A 25,902-nucleotide genomic window follows, 5' to 3' on the forward strand; every position below is an offset into this window, starting at 1 on the left:
AAATTGCCAATATTCCGCAAATGGGGGCCTCAAAATGGAAAAGCGCGAATTGCTGTACGAAGGGAAAGCCAAGAAGATTTATGGAACAGACGATGAAAATATACTATGGGTTTCGTATAAGAATTCTGCTACAGCCTTTAATGGTGTCAAGAAAGAAGAAATAGAAGGCAAGGGCAGGCTCAATAATGAGATTACCAGCCTGATATTTTCAAAGCTTCATGAAGCCGGTATTCCGTCTCATTTTATAAAAAAAACATTGGACAGCGAACAGCTGGTAAAAAAGGTTACCATCATCCCGCTTGAAGTTGTGGTCCGGAATACAGCAGCAGGAACTTTGTCTAAACGCCTTGGGCTTTTAGAGGGCACACCGTTAAAGAAAACATTGGTGGAATTTTATTATAAGGATGACGAGCTGGGCGATCCGCTATTAACCGAAGACCACATTTGGGAGCTTGATCTCGCTTCTAAGGGAGAATTGCTGCAGTTAAAGGAACAAGCACTCAAGGTGAATACCTTTTTATCAAGCTTTTTTAAAGAACTGGGTGTGAATCTGATTGATTTCAAACTTGAATTTGGCAAGACAGGGGACAATGAAATCCTGCTGGCTGATGAAATATCTCCAGATACATGCCGTTTATGGGATTCTGAAACAAACGAAAAGCTCGATAAAGATGTATTCCGCAGAGACCTTGGAAGCCTCACAGATGCATATGAAAAAATTTTAGCAAAGCTTGGAGGACGTCAGCATGTATAAAGTTAAAGTCTATATCACATTAAGGGAAAGTGTACTGGATCCCCAGGGAACAGCAGTCATGCATTCACTGCACAGCTTAACATATGAAGATGTGAAAGATGTGCGCATCGGGAAATATATGGAGCTTATGATTGAGAAAAACGGGAATGATGTGGACCAGCTTGTAAGGGATATGTGTGAAAGGCTCCTGGCGAATACTGTCATTGAAGATTATCGCTTCGAAATCAAGGAGGTCGTATCACAGTGAAATTCGCCGTCATAGTTTTTCCGGGTTCCAATTGTGATATAGACATGCTGCATGCCATCAAGGATGAGCTTGGAGAAGAAGCGGAATATGTGTGGCATACTGCTGACAGCCTAGACGAATACGACGCCGTTCTTTTGCCAGGGGGCTTTTCATATGGAGATTATCTGCGTTCAGGAGCCATTGCGCGCTTTTCAAGAGTCATGATCGAAGTCATAAAAGCAGCGGAAGCAGGAAAGCCGGTTCTTGGGGTCTGCAATGGATTTCAAATTCTCCTGGAAGCTGGCCTTTTGCCTGGAGCCATGTTAAGGAATAGTGATCTGAAATTTATCTGCCGCCCTGCCAGCCTGAAGATTACAAACGCCGGAACATTATTCACAACAGGTTATTCAGAGGGCGAAGTTATCACAATTCCCATCGCACATGGTGAAGGTAATTATTATTGTGATGAAGAAACTCTACAGTCACTGACAGAGAATAATCAAATTGTGTTCACGTACCACGGGGAAAACCCAAATGGGAGTCTTCAGGATATTGCCGGGATTGTGAATGAAAGAGGAAATGTACTCGGAATGATGCCGCATCCAGAGCGTGCTGTGGACAGCTTGCTTGGAAGCGCCGATGGAATAAAGGTATTTCAGTCAATCGTGAGAAACTGGAGGGAATCACATGCAGTTAATGCTTGAGCCAAGTCCGGAAATGATCAAGGATAAACGGATTTATGCAGAAATGGGACTTAGTGATGAAGAATTTGTGATGGTTGAAAAAATCCTCGGGCGCACACCAAACTATACGGAAACAGGACTGTTTTCAGTGATGTGGTCTGAGCACTGCTCGTATAAGAACTCCAAGCCTGTGCTGAAAAAATTCCCGGTAACAGGCGAAAAAGTGCTCCAGGGACCAGGTGAAGGAGCCGGGATTGTGGATATTGGCGATAATCAGGCAGTTGTCTTTAAGATTGAGAGCCATAACCATCCTTCTGCAATCGAACCCTACCAGGGAGCGGCAACAGGGGTTGGCGGGATCATCCGAGACGTATTTTCAATGGGAGCACGCCCTATCGCTCTATTAAACTCGCTTCGTTTCGGAGAACTTGATAATCCCCGTGTGAAGTATCTATTCAAAGAGGTCGTGGCAGGCATTGCAGGATACGGAAACTGCATCGGCATTCCGACGGTTGGAGGAGAGATCCAGTTTGATCCGTGCTATGCGGGAAATCCCCTGGTGAATGCGATGTGCGTCGGATTGATCAATCATGATGAAATCCAAAAAGGGCAGGCCCGCGGCACGGGAAATACGGTTATGTATGTAGGAGCCAAAACAGGCCGTGATGGCATTCATGGAGCGACATTTGCCTCTGAAGAGCTTACAGATGCTTCTGAGGAGAAGCGCCCTGCTGTGCAGGTTGGGGATCCATTCATGGAAAAACTTTTGCTTGAAGCATGCCTTGAACTGATTGGATCAGATGCACTGGTTGGAATCCAGGATATGGGCGCTGCAGGACTTGCAAGCTCATCAGCTGAAATGGCCAGTAAAGCAGGGTCGGGAATCGAGATGAATCTAGATCTTGTGCCGCAGCGCGAAGCAGGGATGACCGCTTATGAAATGATGCTTTCAGAGTCACAGGAAAGAATGCTGATCGTCGTGAAAAAAGGGCGCGAGCAGGAAATCATTGAGCTGTTCCAAAAGTACGATTTGGAAGCTGTTGCGGTCGGGAAAGTAACGGATGATAAAATGCTAAGGCTTTACCATAATGGCTCAATTGCGGCAAATGTGCCTGCTGATGCTCTGGCGGAGGAAGCGCCGGTTTATCATAAACCCTCCCGCGAACCAGGGTATTTCCGTGAGTTTCAGGAAATGGATATGCCTGTCCCGCAGGTGCATGATTATAAAGAAACCCTTAAAGGACTGCTTAAGCAGCCAACCATTGCCAGTAAGGAATGGGTGTTTGATCAATACGATTATATGGTCAGGACCTCCACGGTTGTTCCCCCGGGTTCTGATGCAGCGGTTGTCCGCATCAGGGATACCAATAAGGCGCTGGCAATGACAACCGACTGCAATTCCAGGTATCTCTATTTAGATCCTGAAACCGGCGGAAGGATCGCGGTTTCTGAAGCTGCGCGGAACATCGTCTGTTCCGGTGCAGAACCCTTGGCGATCACGGACTGCCTTAACTTCGGAAATCCTGAGAAGCCGGAGATTTTCTGGCAGATTGAAAAAGCAGCAGATGGAATGAGCGAGGCATGCCGCACACTGGGCACACCGGTTATTGGCGGAAATGTATCTTTATATAACGAAACAAATGGCATGGCGATTTACCCGACTCCGGTTATCGGCATGGTTGGCCTGGTAAAGGACCTTTCTCATATCACTACTCAAAACTTTAAAAATGACGGAGACCTCATTTATGTAATCGGGCAAGCAGAAAACGAATTCGGCGGCAGCGAGCTTCAAAAAATGATTCATGGGAAAATTTTCGGAACAGCACCCGCACTGGATTTGGATCTTGAGAAACAGCGGCAAAGCCAGCTGCTGAATGCCATTCGAAATGGACTTGTTGCTTCTGCACATGACCTTGCAGAAGGAGGATTGGCAGTGGCGCTTGCTGAATCACTTTTTGGAGGGCATGGTCTTGGGGCAAGTGTAGTGCTAAAAGGAAATACTGTTTGTGAATTATTCAGCGAAACACAATCCCGTTTCCTCATTTCCGTAAAACCGGAAAATAAAGATACATTTGAAGCAGGCATAAAAGATGCAATTCAAATCGGTGAAGTGAATGCTTCAGGTTTCCTCAGGATTATGGACAGTGAAAACAATATGATTGTTGACGGGGATACAGAAGAACTATTTTCAGCCTGGAGAGGAGCGATACCATGCTTGCTGAATTAAAAGGATTAAATGAAGAGTGCGGATTGTTCGGGGTCTGGGGACACGAGGATGCAGCGCAGATTACGTATTACGGCCTTCACAGCCTGCAGCACCGCGGCCAGGAAGGTGCAGGGATCGTCTTGACAGATGGCGGGCGTCTCAGCGGCCTTAAGGGAGAGGGACTCGTTACTGAGGTGTTTACAGCGGATAAGATGCAAAGTCTTTCTGGCAAAGCGGCAATCGGCCATGTGAGATATGCAACATCTGGCGGCGGCGGATATGAAAATGTCCAGCCCCTGCTGTTTAACTCCCAGAGCGGAGGAATGGCACTGGCCCATAACGGAAATCTGGTTAATGCCGTTCAGCTTAAAGCGCAGCTTGAAGCACAGGGAAGCATCTTCCAGACTACTTCTGACACCGAGGTTCTTGCACACTTAATAAAAAAGGGCGGCTTCTCGGATTTCAAGAGTCGAGTGAAAAATGCCCTTTCCATGCTAAAAGGCGCCTACGCGTTCCTTATTATGGATGAAAATCAGATGCTTGTCGCACTTGACCCGCATGGACTGCGCCCGCTTTCATTAGGAAAGCTTGGAGACGCGTATGTGGTGGCTTCAGAAACATGTGCCCTTGATATCGTCGGAGCGGAGTTTATCAGAGACATCCAGCCTGGAGAGCTTCTTGTGATTGATGATTCCGGCATTACCGCAGAACGTTTCTCGCTTTCCACACAGCGCTCGATGTGTACGATGGAATATATTTACTTTTCGCGTCCGGACAGCAATATTGATGGAATCAATGTTCATACAGCGAGAAAAAATTTAGGCAAGCAGCTGGCTTTAGAAGCCTTTATAGAAGCAGATGTAGTAACAGGTGTACCGGACTCAAGCATATCAGTAGCTATTGGGTATGCCGAAGCAACAGGTATTCCTTATGAGCTTGGCTTGATTAAAAACCGTTATGTCGGAAGGACCTTCATCCAGCCTTCACAGTCACTTCGTGAACAGGGTGTGAAGATGAAGCTTTCTGCCGTCCGGGGAGTAGTTGAGGGCAAACGGGTGGTTATGGTGGATGATTCCATTGTGCGCGGGACGACTAGCAAAAGAATTGTATCTCTTTTGAAGGAAGCGGGAGCAAAGGAAGTTCATGTTTTGATCAGCTCGCCGCCGATAAAAAATCCATGCTATTACGGAATCGATACATCCACAACGGAGGAATTGATCGCCTCCGACAATTCAGTTGAAGAAATCCGCAAAATTATCGGTGCGGACACGCTTACGTTCTTAAGCGTGGAAAGAACGGTCGCTGGAATCGGAAGGCCTTTTGAGGGAGAGCTTCATGGTCAGTGCATGGCTTGCTTCACGGGTAAATATCCGACTGAAATATTCGAAGAAACCAAGCTTCAGCTTAGCCAAAAATGTTAATCAAACGTTTGATTAAATTTGTTTGAGGCAAGCAGCGCAAGGGTTCTGCCATCTTTCTCCGGAGACTGGCGGAGCTTTCAAAAGAGAGGACTGAAATATAAATGGCCAATGCGTACAAAGATGCAGGAGTGGATATTGAAGCGGGCTACGAGGCTGTGGACCGCATGAAAAAGCACGTTCAGCGAACGCTGCGCCCTGAGGTTCTGAACGGCTTGGGCGGTTTTGGCGGAATGTTTGACCTATCGGCTCTAGGCTTAAAGGAGCCGGTTCTTGTTTCAGGAACGGACGGTGTCGGTACGAAGCTTAAGCTGGCATTTATGCTTGATAAGCATGATTCAATTGGTATCGACTGTGTGGCAATGTGTGTGAATGACATTGTTGTACAGGGTGCAGAACCCCTTTATTTCATGGATTATATTGCGTGCGGAAAAGCGAAGCCAGAAGTAATTGAAAGCATTGTTGAAGGCGTGGCAGAGGGCTGCCGGGATGCTGGCTGTGCATTAATCGGCGGAGAAACGGCTGAGATGCCCGGAATGTATCATGATGACGAATATGATTTGGCAGGCTTTACGGTAGGCGCCTGCGAGAAGTCCGGACTTATAAACGGGAACAGCATGAAAGCGGGAGATGTGCTGATCGGCCTTGCTTCAAGCGGCATCCACAGCAACGGCTATTCGCTTGTCCGCAAGATTCTGCTTGAAGATGAAAAGCTTGATTTATACAGCTACTTCGAAGAACTCGGCGCAACCCTTGGAGAGGAATTGCTGACTCCAACGAAAATTTACGTTAAACCTCTATTATCCGCTATGAAAAAATTTATGATCAAAGGGATGGCTCATATCACTGGCGGCGGATTTATTGAAAACATTCCCCGGATGATGCCTGAAAACCTTGGAGCGGAAATACAAAAGGATTCATGGGCTATTCCTCCTATTTTCAGCTTTCTTGAAAAAAGGGGAAATCTGAACCAAGCTGAAATGTTTAATATATTTAACATGGGTATCGGAATGGTACTCGCTGTGAGTGAAAACGATGCAGCAGATTTTATCAGCCATTTTGAGGAATGCGGAGAAAAAGCATATGTGATCGGAAAAGTGACAGGCGATAAGGGAGTTTCGTTTAAATAGTAAGTGCTGATAGATGGATATTACCGTCACCCTGGCGTGCTTTAAATGATGCTTTAGGATGTGGCGGTTTTCCGTTTTGGACATGTTTTTTTAAGGGGGAGACTATGAAAAAAATTGCTGTTTTCGCTTCTGGAAGCGGAAGCAACTTTCAGGCTATTGCGGACGAAATTAAAGCAGGGGGTTTAAAGGCTGAAATCTCTTTGCTTGTCTGTGACCGTCCAGGCGCACTAGTCCTTGAAAGAGCTTCAGGCGAAGGAGTTAACGTTTTTTGTTTTTCGCCAAAAGAATATGAAAGCAAGGAAATGTTTGAACTGGAAATCTTATCGGCGCTTTCGGAGCACGAAGCGGAATATATTGTTCTTGCCGGATATATGCGCCTGATCGGCCACACTCTGCTGCAAAAATTCCCGCAGAAAATCATAAATATCCATCCATCCTATCTGCCGGCTTTCCCCGGGAAGGATGCCATTGGACAAGCATTTGATGCTGGTGTGAAGGAAACCGGGGTGACCATTCATTATGTGGATGAAGGCATGGATACCGGACCGGCCATAGCCCAAAGGAAGGTTCCTGTTTTACCGGGCGATACAAAGGAAGCTCTGCAAAAAAGGATCCAAGCTGTGGAGCACGAACTGTACCCGCAAGTGTTAAACAAGATATTGCATACATAAGACATTAAACGGAGGGATCATGATGACTAAACGCGCATTGCTAAGTGTTTCTGATAAAACGGGAATCATTGAATTTGCTAAAGGATTAAAGGAAGCAGGCTTTGAACTTATATCAACTGGAGGAACGAAAAAGGCCCTTCAGGAAAATGGAATCGAAGTAACTGGGATTAGCGAGGTGACGGGCTTTCCTGAAATTCTGGACGGAAGAGTAAAGACCCTTCATCCGAATGTTCACGGCGGTTTACTGGCAAGACCAAATGATGCCTCACACAAAGCACAGCTCGAGGAGAATCAGATCCAGCCAATATCATTGGTTTGCGTAAATCTTTATCCTTTCCAGCAGACTATTGCAAAAGAGAATGTAACGGCAGAGGATGCCATTGAAAATATTGATATCGGCGGACCAACCATGCTTCGCTCGGCTGCAAAAAACCATGAGTTTGTTACAGTGGTCGTCGATCATGCTGATTACGATACGGTGCTCACGCAGTTTAAAGATGAAGGAGATGTTTCGTTCAGCTTCAAAAGAAAGCTTGCCGCGAAGGTGTTCCGCCATACAGCTGCATATGATGCCGTAATATCCGAGTATATGACAGAGCTTGCTGAAGAAGAAAATCCCGAGAGCCTTACGGTTACTTATAACCTGAAGCAATCTTTAAGATATGGAGAAAATCCGCACCAAAAAGCTGCTTTTTACAGCAAGCCATCAGGAGCATCCTTCTCCGTTGCCCATGCTCAGCAGCTTCACGGAAAAGAGCTTTCCTATAATAACATCAATGATGCGGATGCAGCCCTGCAGATCGTGAAGGAATTCAGTGAGCCCGCAGCTGTGGCTGTCAAGCACATGAATCCATGCGGTGTGGGAACAGGTTCCAGCATTTCAGAGGCTTTTGCTAAAGCATACGAAGCAGATCCTACCTCGATCTTTGGCGGAATCATTGCGTTAAACCGGGAAGTGGATAAAGAAACTGCAGAAAAGCTGCGTGAAATCTTCCTTGAAATTATTATTGCACCATCCTTCTCTGAAGAAGCATTCGGGGTGCTGACTGGTAAGAAGAACATCCGTCTACTGACAGTTTCCTTTGAAGGTGATAACAATCTGGAGAAAAAGATTTCCTCTGTACAAGGCGGATTGCTGGTGCAGGATAGCGATGCTTATGGCTTTGAAGAAGCGGAAATCACAGTGCCTACTAAACGGGAGCCAACAGAAAAGGAATGGGAAGCCCTGAAGCTTGGCTGGAAAATCGTGAAGCATGTTAAATCGAACGCCATTGTGGTTTGTGATGACAAAATGACGCTTGGTGTCGGTGCCGGGCAAATGAACCGGGTCGGATCGGCTAAAATTGCCCTGGAGCAGGCGGGAGAAAAAGCCAAAGGAAGCGCAATGGCTTCTGATGCTTTCTTCCCAATGGATGATACTGTAGAAGCAGCCCATAAAGCAGGTGTTACAGCAATTATTCAGCCGGGCGGCTCTGTCCGCGATGAGGATTCTATCAAAAAAGCGGATGACTATGGTATTGCCATGGTATTCACGGGAGTGCGCCATTTTAAACATTAAGCAGCCATTTCTAGGTCTTCTATAAATGATTCGCTCTAATTAACGCCTATTTAGCTCTAATGGAGCAGAATCTGGCTCTAATCATCAGGTGTTTGGCTCGAATGAAGAGTGATTCGGCGTTATTATCCAATTAAATGGAAATTGTAAGGCTGTATATAAAGTTCCAGGATGCATTTACAAAAAACCCGATAAAGAGGTGAGCAGGCATGAATGTATTAGTTATTGGCCGCGGCGGCAGGGAGCATGCAATCGCGAGAAAGCTTTATGAAAGTGAAAGGGTGGATACGGTGTATGCTGCTCCTGGCAATCCGGGAATGACAGATGTTGCGGTCTTGGCTGACATTGATGAAACCGACCATGAGGGGCTGATTGCTTTTGCAAAATCACGCCATGCCGATCTCACTTTTATTGGAGCGGAAACTCCTTTATTGAATGGCCTTGCAGATGATTTTAAGGCGGCCGGCCTTAAGGTATTCGGACCTGTAAAAGCTGCTGCGGAAATAGAAGGCAGCAAATCCTTTGCCAAGGATCTGATGAAGAAATACGGCATTCCGACCGCAGAATATGGCACTTTTTCAGACCTTTCGTCAGCACAAGCATACCTGGAGAAAAAGGGTGCCCCGATTGTCATAAAAGCGGATGGCCTTGCTGCCGGAAAGGGTGTTGTGGTGGCAAATTCCATTAAGGAAGCAAATGACGCCCTTAAGGACATGCTGATTGATTCAAAATTTGGCGCTGCTTCATCAAGAGTGGTTATCGAAGAGTTTTTGGATGGAGAGGAATTTTCTCTGATGGCCTTTGTGAACGGAGAAAAGGTGTATCCGATGGCGATTGCACAAGACCATAAGCGGGCCTATGACGGAGACGAAGGACCGAATACAGGCGGCATGGGTGCATATTCTCCAGTACCTCAGATTTCTGCAAAAACCGTTGAGCAAGCAGTGGAAACTGTGCTGAAACCCGCCGCAGCCGCACTTGTGAAAGAGGGGCGCTCCTTTACCGGGGTGCTGTATGCCGGCTTGATTTCTACAAAAAAAGGAACAAAAGTGATTGAATTCAACGCCCGCTTCGGAGATCCGGAAACACAGGTTGTCCTGCCGCGCCTCCAAAACGACTTTGCGGAAACACTTGAGGCGGTCCTTGAAGGCCGTGATTATGAACTGAATTGGGATTCAGACGCAGTCATCGGAGTGGTAGCAGCTGCAAAGGGTTATCCGGGGAATTATGAAAAAGGCGCTGTGATTGAGGGAATTGACAATCTTTCATCAGACCTTCATATATATCATGCTGGAACTGGAATAAACAGCTCTGGACAGGTGATCACAGCAGGAGGTCGAGTTCTTTTGATTGCTGCCAAAGGTGCAAATCTATCGGCAGCGCAGGATAAGGTATATAAAGAAATGGACCGCGTAAAAAGCGAAGGGCTTTATTGGAGAAAGGACATTGGACATAAAGCGCTGAAGGCCGAAGCGATAAAATAGCAAAAGCCGCCTCTTTAAAGGGGCGGCTTTTTACTGTAATAAACTGAAGAATCTGCAGCGGTCAATGAATTAATGGATGAAAGAGATCACCTGCTGAATTATGAGAATAGAAATCCATTTTCATAGAAAAGGATTTCTAGGGCGGTTAATGATCTATCTTGCAAAAAAAAGGAATTATATACCAATAGAAAACTAGCATCAAATGTTTTATGATATGTAAGGTTTAAAGTAATTAATTGGAAAGGATGGATGGTTATGAAGAAATTTTCCGTTATTTTACTGTCATTTGGTTTGGTGCTTGGTTTTTCATTCAGCGCAGGCGACAATGCTAAAGCCAGTACAAAAATCATCAGCTACAAAAATTGCACAGCGTTAAACAAGGTATATAAAGGCGGAGTGGCAAAATCGTCGAAGGTTAAAAACAAAGGCGGAAAAACACACTACAAGCCGTACGTATCAAGCGCACTTTACAGTAAAAACAGCCATAGCGACAGAGACAAAGATGGAATTGCGTGTGAAAGATAAGAGCTGAAAGGCTCTTTTTTTTATGCTCTGTGGCTTAATAACAAATCCCTGCACGCCGCTTCATGAATTCCGTGCTTTTTAGCTGAGACAGGGCAAACTCGGCTGTATCCTGGACCGATATTTCTGTTCCTCCCTCAGGCAGCATATCTGGTTCCGTACGATAGCTTCCTGTCCTTATCCCATCAGGCAGATAGGTAGGGCATACTATCGTCCACTCAAGTCCGCTATCCTTAAGGAAGGTGTAAACCTTATGGTGTTCAATTGCTGCTGTGGCAGACTTTCGCCTTGTTTCACTGGATTGGTAGCGAAGGCTATCAGGCTGAAGCCTGCTTTGGAGAATCCCTGCAGTGCCGATTGTAATCAGTCTTTTAATACCCTCTTTTTTCATCGCTTCGCATATAAGCGGTATACTATCTGAAAGTGTTGTGGTTTTATCTGTGTTCAACGAGCTGATCACGGCATCACAGCCGTTTATTGCAGCTTGTATATCCTTAATTTTCAGCACATTTCCTTCTAGAACGGCCAATTTTTCATCTGAAATCCCGACTTTTTCAGGAGAGCGGACCAATGCTGTTACACGATGTCCTTCCTGAATGGCATATGTAACTAAATGGCTGCCGACACGCCCTGTTGCCCCTAAAATCAGCAGATTCATAGATTATCACCTCATGAGACAATTTTCGGTTTTTAATAAGAAAATTTTTGCAGATAATAATGAAAATGTATCATATTGCCTTTGTGTATTCTACTTTTAGTGCGAGCTATTTAATTACAGGAACTAAAAAGTGCCTGAAGAACTTTTTAGTTCCTATATTACAAAAAAGTGCGTACTTTTCTTCTGGCAGCATATCCTCCATACTAGTTTTTGCAGGATATGCATGAATACTAGTGTGCAGCAGGAAGGCACTTATTAATATAATGGGAGGTTTTAATAAATGGCGAGTTCTTTACAAGATCGTGTTACGCTGAATAATGGAACAAAAATGCCTTGGTTTGGTCTTGGTGTTTTTAAGGTGGAGGAAGGGCCAGAGCTTGTTGAAGCGGTTAAAACAGCAATCAAGCATGGCTATCGCAGCATCGATACAGCGGCTATTTATGGAAATGAAGAGGGAGTAGGACAGGGAATAAGGGAAGGAATGAAGGAAGCCGGCATTACCCGTGAGGAGCTGTTCGTGACATCTAAGGTTTGGAATTCAGATTTAGGATACGAAACAGCCATAGCGGCATATGAGTTGAGCTTGAAAAAGCTGGGTCTTGAATACTTGGATTTATATCTGATACATTGGCCTGTTGAAGGAAAATATAAAGACGCTTGGAAAGGCCTGGAGAAGCTTTATCAGGATGGAAAAGTGAAGGCTATTGGAGTGAGCAACTTCCAGGTGCATCACCTGAAAGATCTAATGGAGGACGCGCAAGTCAAGCCCGTGGTCAATCAAGTCGAGCTTCACCCGCATTTAACTCAAGAAGAGGTACGGGCATATTGCAAAGAACAAGGCATTCAAGTGGAAGCGTGGTCTCCGTTAATGCAAGGGCAGCTGCTTGATCATCCTGTGCTTGATGAAATCGCTAAAAAGCATAACAAAACAATTGCTCAAGTTATTCTGCGCTGGGATTTGCAGCATGAAGTCATCACAATCCCTAAGTCTGTGAAAGAGCAGAGGATTATCGGAAATGCACAGGTATTTGACTTCGAGCTGATTGAAGAAGAAATGGTAAAAATAGATGAATTGAATCAAAATAAGCGTGTCGGTCCTGACCCGGACCATATTGATTTCTAAATCCTAAATAGAGGCTGTGCCATTGGTCAGATTCATGACTAGCGGCACAGCCTCTTTTTCTTGTAAGGCATTCGGGCTGATTAAGCGAGGGTTATCTGGTATCTCCGCTGCTCTGAAGTTTGGCCGAATTCACTTATGCATTTCCTGCTTGATTGCATCTGGCATTACAGCATCCGCAAGGTCCCGGTTTCTTTCCATGGCATCTGTTATCGGGCAATAACGTGTGGCACCGCTGGCTACTTTCATGGAGGCAAGCATGGCAGTCAGCACATAAGATTGCTTCCAAGGTTTCCTGACGAGTTTGGCTGTTGACCATGTGAGCAGGGTTAGTCCGAATGTCATTCTTACAAAGCCATTCATTATACTGATATTTTGTTTATCGTTCATATTTTATTGTCCGCCCTTCATAAAGTTTTAACATTAAATTGCTAAACTTTAATGTGTTAATATGCTGAATATGGTACTATTAAGGAAAATTGGATTGCATTTTCCTTTTGTCCGGGTCATAAAAAACCCCTTTGTTAATACAATGAAATGTATATCCCGATTCAAACGGAGGGATGGATTTGCTGGAACAGCGCTACAGATGGAAAAATACGCAGCTGCGCGAGCATATTGACGTGCTGGATGGCATGAAGGCTCCGCATATCTTATTGAAAAACACTACTTATTTAAATCAGTATCTGCGTAAATGGATGAAAGCGAATATCTGGATTTATGAAGACCGGATTATTTACGTGGGCGAAAAGCTCCCTGACGATATCACGGGCTGTGAGGTGCTGGATTGCAAGGGCCAGGTTCTGGTTCCGGGGTACATAGAGCCTCATTCCCATCCATTTCAGTTATATAATCCCCAGACATATGCACGCTATTCGTCATACTACGGGACAACCACATTGATCAATGATAACCTTTTGCTTTTTTTGCAATTAGATAAAAAGAAAGCGTTTACTTTATTGAAGGAGCTCCGTAATTTACCGTCTTCCATGTACTGGTGGTGCCGGTTTGATTCACAGACTGAGCTCAGGAATGATGAGAGGATTTTTACTCATGAAGATATTAAGTCCTGGCTTGAGCATGATGCGGTCTTGCAGGGCGGTGAGCTGACTGGGTGGCCATCCCTGCTTGCAGGGGATGACATGATGCTGCACTGGATTCAGGAAGCTAAGAGAATGAGAAAACAGATTGAAGGGCATTTTCCCGGCGCTTCCGAGAAAACGCTTGCAAAAATGATGCTGTTCGGAGTCGGATGCGATCATGAAGCGATGACCGGGAAAGAAGTGATGACGAGATTGTTGCAGGGATATACCGTTTCACTCAGATATTCATCCATCCGTCCGGATCTTCCTGTGCTGCTCGATGAAATTCTGGAAATGGGCATATCCCATTTCGACAGGTTCTTTTTTACAACAGACGGATCTCCGCCTTCCTTCTATGAAAATGGCCTGATTGATGTGATGATTAAAATGGCGATTGACCGGGGAATACCGGTAATTGATGCCTATAATATGGCCACTATTAACATAGCGAAGTATTATAACATTGAATACCTGCATGGAAGCATTGCGACCGGCCGGGTGGCAAACATCAATTTTTTATCTGACGAGAAAAATCCAGTTCCTGTTTCGGTGCTCGCCAAGGGCCAATGGGTGAAAAAAGACGGCGTAAACCTGGATTCCGATCATGATATAGGTTGGACAGATTATGATTTCGAGCCGCTCGAGCTTAACTGGAAAATGGATTTCGATGATCTCGAATTTTCAATGCCTTTTGGGATCGAGATGGTGAATGATGTGATTACGAAGCCGTACTCCATCTCCTCAGATGTATCATATGGAGAGCTATCCTTCAATAACGATGAATGTTTTTTTGTCATGCTCGACAGGGACGGCACGTGGCGCATCAATACAATCGTAAAGGGCTTTGCAGACAGGCTGTGCGGAATTGTAAGCTCTTATTCCAACACGGGTGATATTGTGGCGATTGGCAAACGGAAGGAAGACATCATCCTTGCCTTTAACAGAATGAAAGAAATGGGCGGGGGCATAGTACTTGCCGAAAATGGGAAAATCATCTTCGAACTTCCTCTGAAACTAAAGGGATTGATGTCAGACAAACCGGTAGAGAAGCTTATAAAGGAAGAAAAGGAATTAAAGCAGCTATTGAAGGAGAGGGGATATCCTTTTTCTGACCCGATTTATACGATGCAGTTCTTCTCATCCACCCATCTGCCTTATATCCGGGTGACTCAAAATGGAGTATACGATGTTATGAAGAAAACTATACTCTTTCCTTCTATAATGCGTTAAAATATAAAAGAAGAAGTTTTTCAATCTCGAGGGAAATAGCCTGAAAATTTAGTCAGGGAGTGTGCGGTCTTCATGCGTAAAACTTTTTCAATCCTGCTGTCTTCGTTTCTTCTGATGGCTGGCTGCAGCCATAAACAAGATGACAAACCCAAACAGGAACCTCGGTCAACAGATAGCACTAAAACTAAAGATACAGATATAAAGCAACATCTATATAAGTCCCCTTTAACGGGATTAGGCACGAAAGATCCTGCGGACAGCAGGGCAGTTGCCATCATGATTAACAATCATCCGAAGGCAAGGCCGCAAACGGGGCTTTCGAAAGCAGATATTGTGTACGAAATGCTTGCTGAAGCAGGTATAACCAGGTTCTTGGCTGTATATCAAAGTGAAATGCCAGAGCAGGCAGGTCCGGTACGCAGTGCGCGGGATTATTTTGTAAAATTGGCCAAAGGCTTCAATAGTGTTTATATAGCACATGGTTATAGCCCGGATGCCAAAAAGCTTCTCAAAAGCGGTTATATTGATAATCTGAACGGGATCCAGTATGATGGCACACTGTTCAAACGATCTTCAGACCGGAAAGCTCCACATAATTCCTATATTACCTTCAGCAGCATTGAAAAGGGAGCAAAGATGAAATCTTTTGATTTAACCGGCGCGCCCAGGGCATTTTCATTTCTGAATGCTAAGCAGCTGAAGGAATTGTAGGGAGACCCGGCAGAAACGGTTTCCGTTTCATATGGTTCCGCATCTTTCGATGATACTTATACGTATGATAAAGGCTCAGGGAAATATAAACGGTATACAAACAACCAGCAAACGGTGGAATATAAAACTGGTGCATCCATTCTGCTTGACAATATTTTAGTGATTGAAGCGCATCACAAGATCATTGACAGCTACGGGCGCCGTGATATTAACTTTACTTCAGGTGGCAAAGGATATCTCTTTCAAAAAGGGAAAGTGAACAAAGTAGAGTGGAAGAATGTACACGGGGAAATCGTTCCTTTCAGGAATGGCAAAGAGGCAGGCTTCGTCCCCGGAAAAACCTGGGTGAATATCATCCCGGATCATCCCGGGCTTGCTGGCAGCCTATCCTATAAGTAATAGGGAATCAGACATTTAAAGGAGATACACTATGCAAATAGAGAAATTAAGAGGAAAAGAACTCGACCAGCTTTTTAAAGCGGTTTTGTCTTTAAAAGATTTGGATGAATGCTATCGGTTTTTTGATGATTTGTGCACGGTGAATGAAATTCAGTCACTTGCACAGCGCCTTGAGGTAGCACGCATGCTTCAAGAAGGAAAAACTTATCATAAAATCGAAACGGAGACTGGCGCAAGCACAGCTACGATTTCACGGGTTAAGCGCTGCTTGAACTACGGAAACGATGCCTATACAATGGCACTTGACCGAATTGTGGAAGACTGAGTTACCGAACGCTTATAAAATCAGCACAGACAGCCGGATTATCTATTCCGGCTTTTTGTTTTTTAGGGGATACTGGGCAGGTGCATGATAGCTCAGAGCCTGGCCGGCAGAGGCTGCAGGATGCAGAGAACTTGGTCTGTGATGCTAGTGTCAGGGCCTTCCGTTCTTGCTGGCATATACTTGCCTGGGCAGGACAGGAGCTTTTCGTATTTGTTTCAGAAATTTTTTGCAAATACATCTCTTTTTTATTGAAAAATCTTAATGCTATAATGGTTTAATGGGAATTAGAATGGAGGATAACGATGTACGATTTTCGCGAGTGGAAGCATGTGTTCAAACTCGATCCAGATAAGGAAATAAGTGATGAGGCGCTTGAGGCGATCTGCGAATCCGGAACAGACGCCATCATGGTGGGGGGATCTGACGGCATCACCCTTGAAAAAGTATTGGATTTAATGGCAAGGGTGCGAAGATATACCGTTCCATGTGTCCTGGAGATTTCTGACGCAGAGACGGTAACTCCCGGATTTGATCTGTACTTTATTCCCTCTGTCTTAAACAGCACAGATCCGGATTGGATCATGAATCTGCATCATAAAGCTGTGAAGGAATACGGGGAAATCATGAACTGGGACGAAATATTTGTAGAAGGATACTGCATTCTTAATCCTGACAGCAAGGCAGCGCTTTTAACAAAGGCTGATGCAAACAAGGATGCCGAGGATGTTGGAGCCTATGCGATGATGGCCGAAAAAATGTTTCATCTTCCTATTTTTTATCTGGAGTACAGCGGAATGTACGGAGATCCTCTTGTCGCAGAAAATGCAAAAAGCAATTTGGAGGAAGCTGTCTTTTTTTATGGGGGCGGTATTGCTTCAGCAGAACAGGCTAAGGAAATGGCAGCTCATGCAGATGTCATTGTAGTTGGAAATATTATTTATGATAACCTGTCAGCGGCACTGGAAACAGTAAAAGCTGTTAAATAGAGTGAAAAGATTCTGATTCATCCCGAAGTGCTATAGCACTGTGAGGTCATTATCAAGCAGGGAGTTAAGGCAAAAAGGCCTTTCTGCTTTTGTGCGCCATTTTGCCGGGAGTGGACAAGGAGCTTGGGTTTTTAATATACTAGGAACAAACGTTCGAAAAAAGGCGGTGTTTTCATGCAGTTTTTATCTGAGAAATTAGTAAATGGTTTAAATGAACAGCAGCAAAAGGCAGTGAAAGCAACGGATGGTCCCCTTTTGATCATGGCCGGCGCAGGGAGCGGAAAAACCAGGGTGCTGACACACCGGATTGCTTATTTAATGGTGGAAAAGGAAGTGGCGCCATGGAATATTCTTGCGATCACTTTTACAAATAAAGCAGCAAGGGAAATGAAGGAAAGAATCCGGGCAATATTAGGAGGAGCGGCAGATGAAATCTGGGTATCCACCTTCCACTCGATGTGTGTGCGAATCTTAAGGCGCGACATTGACCGAATCGGCTTTAACCGTAATTTTTCAATCCTCGATACAACTGATCAGCAATCGGTGATTAAACAGATACTTAAAGATAAGAATATGGATACGAAAAAATATGATTATCGGGCAATCCTCGGCAGCATCAGTTCAGCAAAAAATGAACTTGTCAGTCCTGAGGAATTTGCAAAAACAGCAGGCGATTACTATAGCCAGGTGACTGCTGATGTTTATACAGAGTATCAAAAAAGGCTCCGCAAGAACCAGGCACTCGACTTTGATGATTTGATCATGATGACGATCCTGCTGTTTCAGCGTGTCCCTGAGGTGCTTGAGTATTATCAGCGCAAATTCCAGTATATTCATGTGGATGAGTACCAGGATACAAACCGGGCACAATATATGCTTGTAAAGCAGATGGCATCCCGCTTCAGGAACATCTGTGTTGTCGGTGATTCTGATCAGTCCATTTACCGCTGGAGGGGTGCTGATATAGCTAACATCCTGTCTTTTGAAAAGGATTATCCGAACGCAACAGTCATTTTCCTTGAACAGAACTACCGGTCGACGAAAAGAATTCTATCCGCAGCCAACGGTGTCATTGGAAACAATAGCAACCGGAAGCCGAAGAATCTTTGGACTGAAAACTCTGAAGGAAATAAGATTTTTTATCTCCGTGCGGACAGCGAGCAGGGTGAAGCACAGTTTGTAGCCGGAAAGATCAATGAAATATCCAGGGATTCTGGCAGAAAGCTCTCTGACTTCGCCATATTGTACCGCACAAATGCACAGTCGCGTGTCATGGAGGAAGTGCTGCTGAAATCCAATATCCAGTACAGCATCGTGGGCGGCATCAAGTTCTATGACCGCAAAGAAATCAAGGATATCTTAGCTTATTTGCGCCTGATTGCGAATCCGGATGATGATATCAGCCTGCGCAGGGTGATTAATGTGCCGAAACGGGGAGTAGGATCTACATCCCTGGATAAAATTGCCGACTATGCTGCAAGCCAGGACCTTTCCATGTTTGGGGCACTGGAGGAGATTGAGCATATCGGTCTGAGCCCGAAAATCATGAAGGCGGCAAGGGAGTTCCGGGATCTGGTCAAAGGCTACAGCAACATGCAGGAATACCTTTCTGTTACAGAGCTGGTGGAAGAGGTCATCGGCAAGTCAGGATACCGTGAAATGCTTGAGGCTGAAAAAACAATCGAATCTCAAAGCAGGCTGGAAAACATTGATGAATTTCTTTCTGTAACAAAGAACTTTGAGGAAAAAAATGATGATAAATCACTCGTTGGATTCCTGACTGATCTTGCTCTTGTGGCAGATATTGATTCTCTGGATGATACAGATGAAGCACAGGAGACGGTCACATTAATGACACTGCACTCTGCGAAGGGGCTTGAGTTTCCGGTAGTGTTCCTATTGGGGCTTGAAGAAGGCGTGTTTCCTCACAGCCGTTCACTCATGGATGAAGAAGAAATGGAAGAAGAGCGGCGGCTTGCTTACGTGGGCATTACGCGTGCAGAAACCGAGCTTTACATCACGAATGCTCAAATGAGGACACTTTACGGACGGACAAACATGAATCCTGTTTCCCGCTTCATTAGTGAAATTCCGGAAGACCTGCTTGAAGACCTGATGCCGAAGCCTAAGGCCAAAAGGTTCAGCAGCCAAAGCAGCTATTCTTCAAAACCTGTTCAATCAGGCGGCACCCAGCGTACCCCATCCTTTGGGCGGGCGGTATCGGCGCCTTCTAAAACAGGCGGAGATGAAATCGGCTGGAAGGTCGGCGACAAGGCTTCGCATAAAAAATGGGGAACCGGAACGGTCGTCAGTGTGAAAGGTGAAGGCGAAGGGAAGGAACTTGATATTGCATTCCCGAGCCCTACCGGCATCAAACGCTTATTGGCCAAGTTTGCACCAATTGAAAAAGCATAAATGCGGGCATTCTCCCGCAGTCTAAAATAAAATAGAAGCTGTGCAGACTGACTGAAGGGTCTGTCAGTCTGAATTTATCTGTAAAAAAGAAAGGGCTGGATTTATGGACATAAAGGCTGCGCAAAAAATTGTCACAGACCTGCAGAATCTGCTGAATCAGTACAGTTATGAATATTATGTAATGGATAAGCCCTCTGTGCCGGATTCAGAGTATGACAAGCTTTTAAGAGAGCTCATTGAATATGAAGAGCAATTTCCAGAGCTGCGCACTCCTGATTCTCCGACACATCGTGTAGGCGGAGCGATTTTGGATATGTTTGAAAAGGTCGAGCACAGCAGTCCGATGCTCAGCCTTGCCAATGCCTTCAATGAAGATGATTTAAGGGACTTTGACAGAAAGGTCCGCCAGGCAGTGGGAGAAGACTATTCCTATGTCTGTGAATTGAAAATTGACGGTTTGGCCGTGACCCTGCAGTATGAAAATGGCTACTTTACCCGCGGGGCGACCCGAGGGGACGGCACAGTCGGCGAGGATATCACGGAAAACCTGAAGACCATTAAAACCATTCCTCTTAAACTTAAAGAAGCAGTTACACTCGAGGTGCGCGGCGAAGCGTTCATGCCGAAGAAATCGTTTGAAGCCCTTAACAAGGGAAAAGAAGAGCGCGGCGAGGAGCCATTCGCAAATCCGCGCAATGCGGCTGCCGGGTCCCTCAGGCAGCTTGATCCCAAACTTGCGGCGAAAAGAAAGCTTGATATTTTTCTATATGCAATTGCAGATCTTGGCGAAACAGGCGTGAAGTCTCACAGCGAAGGCTTGGATCTTCTGGACAGGCTTGGCTTTAAAACTAACCATGAACGGAAAAAATGTGCCGGCATTGAGGAAGTACTTGAGTATATCTCAGGATGGGGAGAAAAGCGCCCGAATCTGGCTTATGACATCGATGGAATCGTTGTAAAGGTGGATTCCCTTGATCAGCAAGAAGAGCTGGGCAGAACGGCAAAAAGCCCGCGCTGGTCCATAGCTTATAAATTCCCGGCAGAGGAAGTCATAACCACACTCAGGGATATTGAGCTTAATGTCGGCAGGACAGGTGTCGTTACGCCAACTGCCATACTTGATCCTGTGCGTGTTGCAGGCACGACCGTACAGCGGGCCACTCTTCATAATGAAGACTTAATCCGCGAAAAGAATATTAAAATCGGCGATAAAGTAGTTGTCAAAAAGGCCGGCGATATTATACCCGAGGTCGTGAATGTCCTTGCTGAGCAGCGGACAGGCGATGAGAAGGATTTCTTTATGCCCACACATTGCCCTGAGTGCGATAGCGAGCTTGTGAGGCTGGAGGGGGAAGTGGCCCTTCGCTGCATTAATCCTAAATGCCCGGCACAAATCCGTGAAGGGCTCATCCACTTTGTTTCCCGGAATGCGATGAATATTGACGGACTTGGGGAAAAGGTAATCAGCCAATTGTTCGGTGAGCATCTAATAAAGGATGTTGCCGATATTTATAAATTGACAGAAGAACAGCTTCTTGGACTGGAACGGATGGGAGAAAAATCCGCTTCAAATCTGCTTCATGCCATACAGGCATCTAAAGGCAATTCGCTTGAGCGTCTGCTGTTTGGTCTTGGAATCCGCCATGTCGGCTCGAAAGCGGCGAAAACGCTGGCCCAGGAGCTTGGCAGCATGGAAGCCTTAAGCAAGGCAACAGCAGAGGAACTGACTTCCATCAATGAAATCGGAGGGAAAATGGCTGATTCAGTTGTTTCCTATTTCGAGATGGAAGAGGTGCAAGAGCTGCTGAAGGAGCTGGAAGCAGCAGGAGTTAATTTTGAATATAAAGGACCGAGACCGGTTTCTCCAGAAGAATTTGACTCTATTTTTGCTGGCAAAACCATCGTGCTCACTGGTAAACTGAGTATATTGACAAGAGGCGAGGCCCAAGAGAAGCTTGAGGCACTGGGAGCCAAGGTGTCAGGAAGCGTCAGCAAAAAGACGGATCTCTTGATTGCAGGGGAAGATGCAGGCTCCAAGCTTGCCAAGGCTGAAAGTTTAGGAATTGATGTTTGGGACGAGGAACAGCTGATTGAAGAATTAAATAAGTAAGAGGGTGTAAGCCATGAAGAAAGTTCCCTTTCTCGTGCTGATTTTAATGCTGTTTCTCGCGGGGTGTGCCCCGAAATTCGACAAGCAGCAGGAAGTGGTGAAGGATTCATCAAAATCAAAGGAAAAAGCGATTATTCCAAAATACAAAATTTCTGATGAATACTACCGCACAATTCTTCCATTTGAACCGGCGAAAGCGAGAGGACTTGTAGTTTCCAATTTGAATACCCGCTATGACATTAAAGAGTTCGAAACAGGGCTCATGAGAATAGCGCAGAATAATTTTGATCCGAATAAGTATCTTTTCCAGGAAGGTCAATCCCTGGATTCACATACCGTAAATCTTTGGCTGAACCGCAAGTTCACAAAGGCGCAGGCCAAGGAAAATGGCATAAAGGCCAGCGATAATATTGGCTTGAATCCATTAGATCCGGGTAAAGGCAATATTGATACTCGAAATAAGAAATATCCGATATACCTGGCCCATATTCTTGAGCAGGATTACCTGCTTAAGGATTCAAAGAATAAGGTGAGCCTTGGCGGAGTTGTGATTGGCCTTGCCCTCAATTCTGTACACTATTATCAAAAAGAAGAGTACGGCGCTACCTATAATACAAAAGTTCCTCAGGCGGAGGTTGTTTCACATGGTAAACAAATCGCCCAGCAGGTATTACAGCGCCTAAGAAAGATGGACAAGCTGAAAAACATTCCAATTACGATTGCTTTATTTGAGCAAAAGCAGAAATCTTCTGTGATTCCGGGGAATTTTATTTATTACACAAATGTAGATGCTGGCGCTGGCCAGGTGGATAAATGGGAAAAGGTGAATGAAAAGTATTATCTCCTTCCCTCTGATACTGCAAACACAGATCACAGAGATGACAATGTGGCATTCCTGAACTTTAAACAGGATGTAGAAAAGTATTTCCCAAACTTCAATGGAGTAATGGGAAGGGCTTTTTATGAAGAAGATCAAATGAAGTCTTTAAATATTGATATTCCGATTCAATTTTATGGAAGCTCAGAAGCAGTGGGCTTCACCCAATATGTAACAGGGCTCGTTATGGAGCGCTTTCCTGCGTATGTTTCCGTCCAGGTTTCCATTACATCGGTAAATGGACCGGAAGCACTTATTGTGCGCAAAGCGAATCAAGACCAGCCAACCGTCCATATTTATGATTAATAGACTTTAGGAAATCCCGGTACTGCTGTGCCGGGATTTTTTACGGGAATTTGCCTCATGCCGGCTGGAGCGGAAGGAACAGGGTACAACTGTCTGCGGAAAGCAGGCGGCTGAAGCGAAAGTCACCTGGCAATATGAACAGACATGATGTAAAAAGAAGAGATTAAAAGATTTTCAGAGAATTCTTTCAGAAATACTATATGAAGATGTTTGAAGAGTTTGAACTTATCAGTTAAAATGATAGATGGTGTTAAAGAATTATACATAGGAGGGATTATCTTGGTACAGGCATACAAGCATGAACCATTTACTGACTTTTCTCAAGACTCCAATAAAAATGGGTTCCTTGAAGGATTAAAAACCGTTAAGGAATACCTTGGCAAAGACTATGACCTATTAATCGGAGGAGAAAGAATCTCCACTGAAGATAAAATCGTTTCTTACAATCCTGCTAATAAAGACGAAGTAATTGGAAGCGTTTCAAAAGCAAGCCGCGACTTGGCTGAAAAGGCAATGGAGGCTGCTGATGAAGCATTTAAATCATGGCGCAAAGTGAAGCCAGAGGTAAGAGCTGATGTTCTTTTTAAAGCAGCTGCCATTATCCGCCGCCGTAAGCACGAGTTCTCGGCTCTTATGACGAAGGAAGCAGGAAAGCCTTGGCATGAAGCGGATGCAGATACAGCTGAAGCAATTGATTTCCTGGAATTTTATGCGCGCCAGATGCTGAAATTGAAGAATGGCCTTCCTGTTCAAAGCCGTCCGGATGAGTTTAACCGTTTTGATTATATACCGCTTGGTGTCGGCATTATCATTTCACCATGGAACTTCCCATTTGCAATCATGGCTGGAACGACTGTTGCTGCCATCGTTGCCGGAAACACGGTACTATTAAAGCCGGCTTCAACAACGCCGATTGTTGCAGCGAAGTTTGTAGAAGTAATGGAAGAAGCAGGCCTTCCTAAGGGCGTCCTGAACTTCGTGCCGGGAAGCGGTGCAGAAGTTGGAGACTATCTGGTTGACCATCCGCGCACACGTTTTGTGTCCTTCACAGGATCACGGGAAGTCGGCATCCGCATTTTTGAGCGTGCTTCTAAGGTAAACGAAGGCCAAATCTGGCTTAAGCGTGTAATCGCTGAAATGGGCGGCAAAGATACAATTGTCGTCGACAAAGAAGCAGACCTTGAATTGGCAGCGCAATCTATCGTGAAATCGGCATTCGGCTTCTCTGGACAAAAATGTTCAGCATGTTCCCGTGCTGTCATTGTAGAAGATGTGTATGATCAAGTCTTAAACCGTTCTGTAGAATTAACGAAGGAATTGACTGTCGGAAATCCGGAAGACCAGTCACACTTCATGGGGCCGGTAATTGACCAGGCTGCTTATAATAAAATTCTTGAGTACATTGAAATCGGAAAAGGAGAAGGCAGGCTATTAGCCGGCGGAGAAGGTGACGACTCTAAAGGATACTTCGTCCAGCCGACAATCATTGCAGACCTTGATCCGAAAGCGCGCTTGATGCAGGAAGAAATCTTTGGTCCTGTAGTGGCATTCGCCAAGGCAAAGGATTTCGACCATGCCATCGAAATTGCCAACAATACAGATTACGGTTTAACAGGTGCAGTTATCACAAGCAACCGTGAAAACATGGAAAAGGCGCGCGAGGATTTCCATGTTGGAAACCTATACTTTAACCGCGGCTGTACAGGAGCTATTGTAGGGTACCAGCCATTCGGCGGATTCAACATGTCAGGTACAGATTCCAAAGCAGGCGGACCGGATTACATTGCCCTTCACATGCAAGGAAAAACAACGTCAGAAGCCTATTAATCAATCTGGAGCCCTTCCGTTCACGGAAGGGCTTTTTCTGCTTTGCATCAGAATTTTAATATATTTTTCAGCATGAAGATTTAAAAGAATACTAGGAATGCTGATATATCTATGTTCCGTGATGGGAATAGGACGACGACAAAATCAATAATACTTTCGCTGCAAGACTGCCTAGAAAGGTATTTTCAGTGATAGAAAAGATCGTTTATTGTTGAATGTAAGAAAAGGAGAAAAGGTTTTAGTGCCTGGTGAAGGGTAAAATGCCATATTTCCCGGCTGCACTCCAAAAAGAGACTATTTCCCGGACAATATTCGCGCTTTCCTTCTATCATTTTGACTCCTTTCTTAAAGACTGTTGTTTTTTAATGAACTGTGGAAGGCGATTCCATTGATAAATCGGGTTGATTGGAGCGTAAGGTGCGAGACTCCTGCGGGGTTAGCGGGAAGGTGAGACCCCGCAGGCGCAGCAGAGGAGGCTCACCGCCAGCCCCGCGGAAAGCGAGCATCCCGAAGCGGAAATCAACCAACTAGTTCCATAGCAGCAAAGTTTACGGATACAGACATTGTTTTTTTCATATAGGAAGGCTGGGCAGATTGATGCCGAACAGGCGGGAATTATACATGCCCATACTATGAAACCGTTCATTACTGAAAATGAAAGCGGAAGCATGGTGAAGATCTGTTTTCCTATGCTAACTATTGTTGCTTTAATGCAATATAGTCTGATATGATTTAAAAGAATGTTCAAACAGATAAAAACCAGGCTTTTGCAGAATCATTATGAATGACCATCGGCCCTTTTCATTAAGAGCCGATTTTTTCAATCAGGGGATGCGAAGCCTCCCCTTTATTGGGGCATCAGCACGGTTGAGGTGCTGTTTTTATTAATTTCCGGAGGTGGAAAGATGTCACGGATTACAATGGATCAGGTCAAGCATGTGGCACATCTGGCAAGGCTCGCTATTTCTGAGGAAGAAGCTGTTCAATTTCAGAAGCAGCTTGATACTATGATTTCTTTTGCAGAGCAGCTGAATGAGCTCGATACAGAAAATGTCGAACCAACTTCACATGTGCTGAAAATGTCCAATGTCATGAGAGAGGATATTGCGAAAGAAGGCTTGCCGATTGATAAGGTGCTGAAAAATGCACCAGACAGCAAGGATGGGCACATAAGGGTTCCGTCCATTATGGATTAAGGAGGGGAAAA

The 25,902-nt window shown here is 45.0% G+C and carries 22 protein-coding genes and 1 pseudogene; 21 read left to right on the plus strand and 2 right to left on the minus strand.

The window, feature by feature from the left end:
• Positions 1-34 precede the first annotated feature (34 nt).
• The 10 genes from purC to ACN6MY_RS04095 all read left to right on the plus strand — a co-directional run bounded on the left by purC (position 35) and on the right by ACN6MY_RS04095 (position 10,652).
• Positions 35-754: a phosphoribosylaminoimidazolesuccinocarboxamide synthase gene (gene purC, locus ACN6MY_RS04050; protein ID WP_419882845.1), complete on the plus strand. Its 720-nt coding sequence runs from the start codon at positions 35-37 to the stop codon at positions 752-754.
• On the plus strand, positions 747-1,001 hold the full coding sequence (purS, locus tag ACN6MY_RS04055; protein WP_419882846.1) for a phosphoribosylformylglycinamidine synthase subunit PurS: 255 nt from the start codon (positions 747-749) through the stop codon (positions 999-1,001). Before purC ends, purS begins: the two co-directional genes overlap by 8 nt.
• Positions 998-1,684: a phosphoribosylformylglycinamidine synthase subunit PurQ gene (purQ, locus tag ACN6MY_RS04060; protein ID WP_419882847.1), complete on the plus strand. Its 687-nt coding sequence runs from the start codon at positions 998-1,000 to the stop codon at positions 1,682-1,684. Before purS ends, purQ begins: the two co-directional genes overlap by 4 nt.
• Entirely contained in the window at positions 1,668-3,890 is a 2,223-nt protein-coding gene (purL, locus tag ACN6MY_RS04065) for a phosphoribosylformylglycinamidine synthase subunit PurL (protein ID WP_419882848.1), read from the plus strand. The genes purQ and purL overlap by 17 nt, the downstream gene beginning before the upstream one ends.
• Positions 3,875-5,290 carry an amidophosphoribosyltransferase gene (gene purF / locus ACN6MY_RS04070; RefSeq protein WP_419882849.1) on the plus strand — a complete coding sequence of 472 codons (1,416 nt, stop codon included), beginning with the start codon at positions 3,875-3,877 and terminating at the stop codon, positions 5,288-5,290. The genes purL and purF overlap by 16 nt, the downstream gene beginning before the upstream one ends.
• A 101-nt stretch (positions 5,291-5,391) precedes the next feature.
• Positions 5,392-6,417, plus strand: a complete 1,026-nt coding sequence (gene purM, locus ACN6MY_RS04075; RefSeq protein ID WP_419882850.1) for a phosphoribosylformylglycinamidine cyclo-ligase — start codon at positions 5,392-5,394, stop codon at positions 6,415-6,417.
• Between the two features lie 104 nt (positions 6,418-6,521).
• Positions 6,522-7,088, plus strand: coding sequence for a phosphoribosylglycinamide formyltransferase (purN, locus tag ACN6MY_RS04080; protein WP_419882851.1), 567 nt, complete (start codon positions 6,522-6,524; stop codon positions 7,086-7,088).
• A gap of 19 nt (positions 7,089-7,107) precedes the next feature.
• Positions 7,108-8,646 carry a bifunctional phosphoribosylaminoimidazolecarboxamide formyltransferase/IMP cyclohydrolase gene (gene purH, locus ACN6MY_RS04085; protein WP_419882852.1) on the plus strand — a complete coding sequence of 513 codons (1,539 nt, stop codon included), beginning with the start codon at positions 7,108-7,110 and terminating at the stop codon, positions 8,644-8,646.
• A 206-nt stretch (positions 8,647-8,852) separates the two neighbouring features.
• Complete coding sequence (gene purD, locus ACN6MY_RS04090; protein WP_419882853.1) at positions 8,853-10,127, plus strand: phosphoribosylamine--glycine ligase; 1,275 nt, start codon at positions 8,853-8,855, stop codon at positions 10,125-10,127.
• 255 nt (positions 10,128-10,382) lie between these two features.
• Complete coding sequence (locus tag ACN6MY_RS04095; RefSeq protein WP_419882854.1) at positions 10,383-10,652, plus strand: excalibur calcium-binding domain-containing protein; 270 nt, start codon at positions 10,383-10,385, stop codon at positions 10,650-10,652.
• A gap of 34 nt (positions 10,653-10,686) precedes the next feature.
• Here the strand turns inward: ACN6MY_RS04095 and ACN6MY_RS04100 are convergent, their stop codons facing one another.
• Positions 10,687-11,307 (minus strand): NAD(P)-dependent oxidoreductase, encoded by a 621-nt coding sequence (locus tag ACN6MY_RS04100; protein WP_419882855.1) that lies wholly within the window; start codon positions 11,305-11,307, stop codon positions 10,687-10,689.
• Positions 11,308-11,587: 280 nt separating this feature from the next.
• Here ACN6MY_RS04100 and ACN6MY_RS04105 point away from each other — a divergent pair, with 280 nt between their 5' ends.
• A complete protein-coding gene (locus tag ACN6MY_RS04105) occupies positions 11,588-12,430 on the plus strand; it encodes an aldo/keto reductase (protein ID WP_419882856.1) in 843 nt (280 codons plus the stop codon).
• Positions 12,431-12,559: 129 nt separating this feature from the next.
• On the opposite strand, the gene ACN6MY_RS04110 is transcribed toward ACN6MY_RS04105, so the two are convergent.
• Positions 12,560-12,817, minus strand: coding sequence for a YgaP family membrane protein (locus tag ACN6MY_RS04110; protein WP_419882857.1), 258 nt, complete (start codon positions 12,815-12,817; stop codon positions 12,560-12,562).
• A 179-nt stretch (positions 12,818-12,996) separates the two neighbouring features.
• On the opposite strand from ACN6MY_RS04110, the gene ACN6MY_RS04115 reads away from it, so the two are divergent.
• The 10 genes and pseudogenes from ACN6MY_RS04115 (at position 12,997) to gatC (ending at position 25,891) form a co-directional block, all read left to right on the plus strand.
• On the plus strand, positions 12,997-14,739 hold the full coding sequence (locus ACN6MY_RS04115; RefSeq protein WP_419882858.1) for an adenine deaminase: 1,743 nt from the start codon (positions 12,997-12,999) through the stop codon (positions 14,737-14,739).
• 72 nt (positions 14,740-14,811) lie between these two features.
• The gene (locus ACN6MY_RS04120) at positions 14,812-15,450 is read left to right on the plus strand and encodes a DUF3048 domain-containing protein (RefSeq protein ID WP_419882859.1); all 639 of its coding nucleotides are present in this window, start codon (positions 14,812-14,814) and stop codon (positions 15,448-15,450) included.
• A gap of 81 nt (positions 15,451-15,531) precedes the next feature.
• Positions 15,532-15,849 (plus strand): annotated as a pseudogene (locus tag ACN6MY_RS04125) (DUF3048 C-terminal domain-containing protein); the annotation flags it as partial.
• A 31-nt stretch (positions 15,850-15,880) separates the two neighbouring features.
• The gene (locus tag ACN6MY_RS04130) at positions 15,881-16,174 is read left to right on the plus strand and encodes a YerC/YecD family TrpR-related protein (RefSeq protein WP_419882860.1); all 294 of its coding nucleotides are present in this window, start codon (positions 15,881-15,883) and stop codon (positions 16,172-16,174) included.
• 302 nt (positions 16,175-16,476) lie between these two features.
• The gene (locus tag ACN6MY_RS04135; RefSeq protein WP_419882861.1) at positions 16,477-17,160 is read left to right on the plus strand and encodes a heptaprenylglyceryl phosphate synthase; all 684 of its coding nucleotides are present in this window, start codon (positions 16,477-16,479) and stop codon (positions 17,158-17,160) included.
• 174 nt (positions 17,161-17,334) lie between these two features.
• Entirely contained in the window at positions 17,335-19,575 is a 2,241-nt protein-coding gene (pcrA, locus tag ACN6MY_RS04140) for a DNA helicase PcrA (RefSeq protein WP_071352906.1), read from the plus strand.
• Positions 19,576-19,678: 103 nt separating this feature from the next.
• Positions 19,679-21,685 carry an NAD-dependent DNA ligase LigA gene (gene ligA / locus ACN6MY_RS04145; protein ID WP_419882862.1) on the plus strand — a complete coding sequence of 669 codons (2,007 nt, stop codon included), beginning with the start codon at positions 19,679-19,681 and terminating at the stop codon, positions 21,683-21,685.
• A gap of 13 nt (positions 21,686-21,698) precedes the next feature.
• Positions 21,699-22,868 carry a CamS family sex pheromone protein gene (locus ACN6MY_RS04150; RefSeq protein WP_419882863.1) on the plus strand — a complete coding sequence of 390 codons (1,170 nt, stop codon included), beginning with the start codon at positions 21,699-21,701 and terminating at the stop codon, positions 22,866-22,868.
• 279 nt (positions 22,869-23,147) lie between these two features.
• Positions 23,148-24,695, plus strand: a complete 1,548-nt coding sequence (gene pruA, locus ACN6MY_RS04155; protein WP_419882864.1) for an L-glutamate gamma-semialdehyde dehydrogenase — start codon at positions 23,148-23,150, stop codon at positions 24,693-24,695.
• Between the two features lie 905 nt (positions 24,696-25,600).
• Positions 25,601-25,891, plus strand: a complete 291-nt coding sequence (gene gatC, locus ACN6MY_RS04160; RefSeq protein ID WP_071352931.1) for an Asp-tRNA(Asn)/Glu-tRNA(Gln) amidotransferase subunit GatC — start codon at positions 25,601-25,603, stop codon at positions 25,889-25,891.
• The last annotated feature ends 11 nt before the right edge of the window (positions 25,892-25,902 follow it).

Origin of the sequence: Peribacillus sp. B-H-3 (genome assembly GCF_048572925.1) — a bacterium.
Classification (GTDB): domain Bacteria; phylum Bacillota; class Bacilli; order Bacillales; family DSM-1321; genus Peribacillus.

Coding starts and splice junctions, on each gene's coding strand:
- purC (WP_419882845.1), top strand. CDS start 35: ATGGAAAAGCGCGAATTGCTGTACGAAGGGAAAGCCAAGAAGATTTAT.
- purS (WP_419882846.1), top strand. CDS start 747: ATGTATAAAGTTAAAGTCTATATCACATTAAGGGAAAGTGTACTGGAT.
- purL (WP_419882848.1), top strand. CDS start 1,668: ATGCAGTTAATGCTTGAGCCAAGTCCGGAAATGATCAAGGATAAACGG.
- purF (WP_419882849.1), top strand. CDS start 3,875: ATGCTTGCTGAATTAAAAGGATTAAATGAAGAGTGCGGATTGTTCGGG.
- purM (WP_419882850.1), top strand. CDS start 5,392: ATGGCCAATGCGTACAAAGATGCAGGAGTGGATATTGAAGCGGGCTAC.
- purN (WP_419882851.1), top strand. CDS start 6,522: ATGAAAAAAATTGCTGTTTTCGCTTCTGGAAGCGGAAGCAACTTTCAG.
- purH (WP_419882852.1), top strand. CDS start 7,108: ATGATGACTAAACGCGCATTGCTAAGTGTTTCTGATAAAACGGGAATC.
- purD (WP_419882853.1), top strand. CDS start 8,853: ATGAATGTATTAGTTATTGGCCGCGGCGGCAGGGAGCATGCAATCGCG.
- ACN6MY_RS04095 (WP_419882854.1), top strand. CDS start 10,383: ATGAAGAAATTTTCCGTTATTTTACTGTCATTTGGTTTGGTGCTTGGT.
- ACN6MY_RS04100 (WP_419882855.1), bottom strand. CDS start 11,307: ATGAATCTGCTGATTTTAGGGGCAACAGGGCGTGTCGGCAGCCATTTA.
- ACN6MY_RS04105 (WP_419882856.1), top strand. CDS start 11,588: ATGGCGAGTTCTTTACAAGATCGTGTTACGCTGAATAATGGAACAAAA.
- ACN6MY_RS04110 (WP_419882857.1), bottom strand. CDS start 12,817: ATGAACGATAAACAAAATATCAGTATAATGAATGGCTTTGTAAGAATG.
- ACN6MY_RS04120 (WP_419882859.1), top strand. CDS start 14,812: ATGCGTAAAACTTTTTCAATCCTGCTGTCTTCGTTTCTTCTGATGGCT.
- ACN6MY_RS04130 (WP_419882860.1), top strand. CDS start 15,881: ATGCAAATAGAGAAATTAAGAGGAAAAGAACTCGACCAGCTTTTTAAA.
- ACN6MY_RS04135 (WP_419882861.1), top strand. CDS start 16,477: ATGTACGATTTTCGCGAGTGGAAGCATGTGTTCAAACTCGATCCAGAT.
- pcrA (WP_071352906.1), top strand. CDS start 17,335: ATGCAGTTTTTATCTGAGAAATTAGTAAATGGTTTAAATGAACAGCAG.
- ligA (WP_419882862.1), top strand. CDS start 19,679: ATGGACATAAAGGCTGCGCAAAAAATTGTCACAGACCTGCAGAATCTG.
- ACN6MY_RS04150 (WP_419882863.1), top strand. CDS start 21,699: ATGAAGAAAGTTCCCTTTCTCGTGCTGATTTTAATGCTGTTTCTCGCG.
- gatC (WP_071352931.1), top strand. CDS start 25,601: ATGTCACGGATTACAATGGATCAGGTCAAGCATGTGGCACATCTGGCA.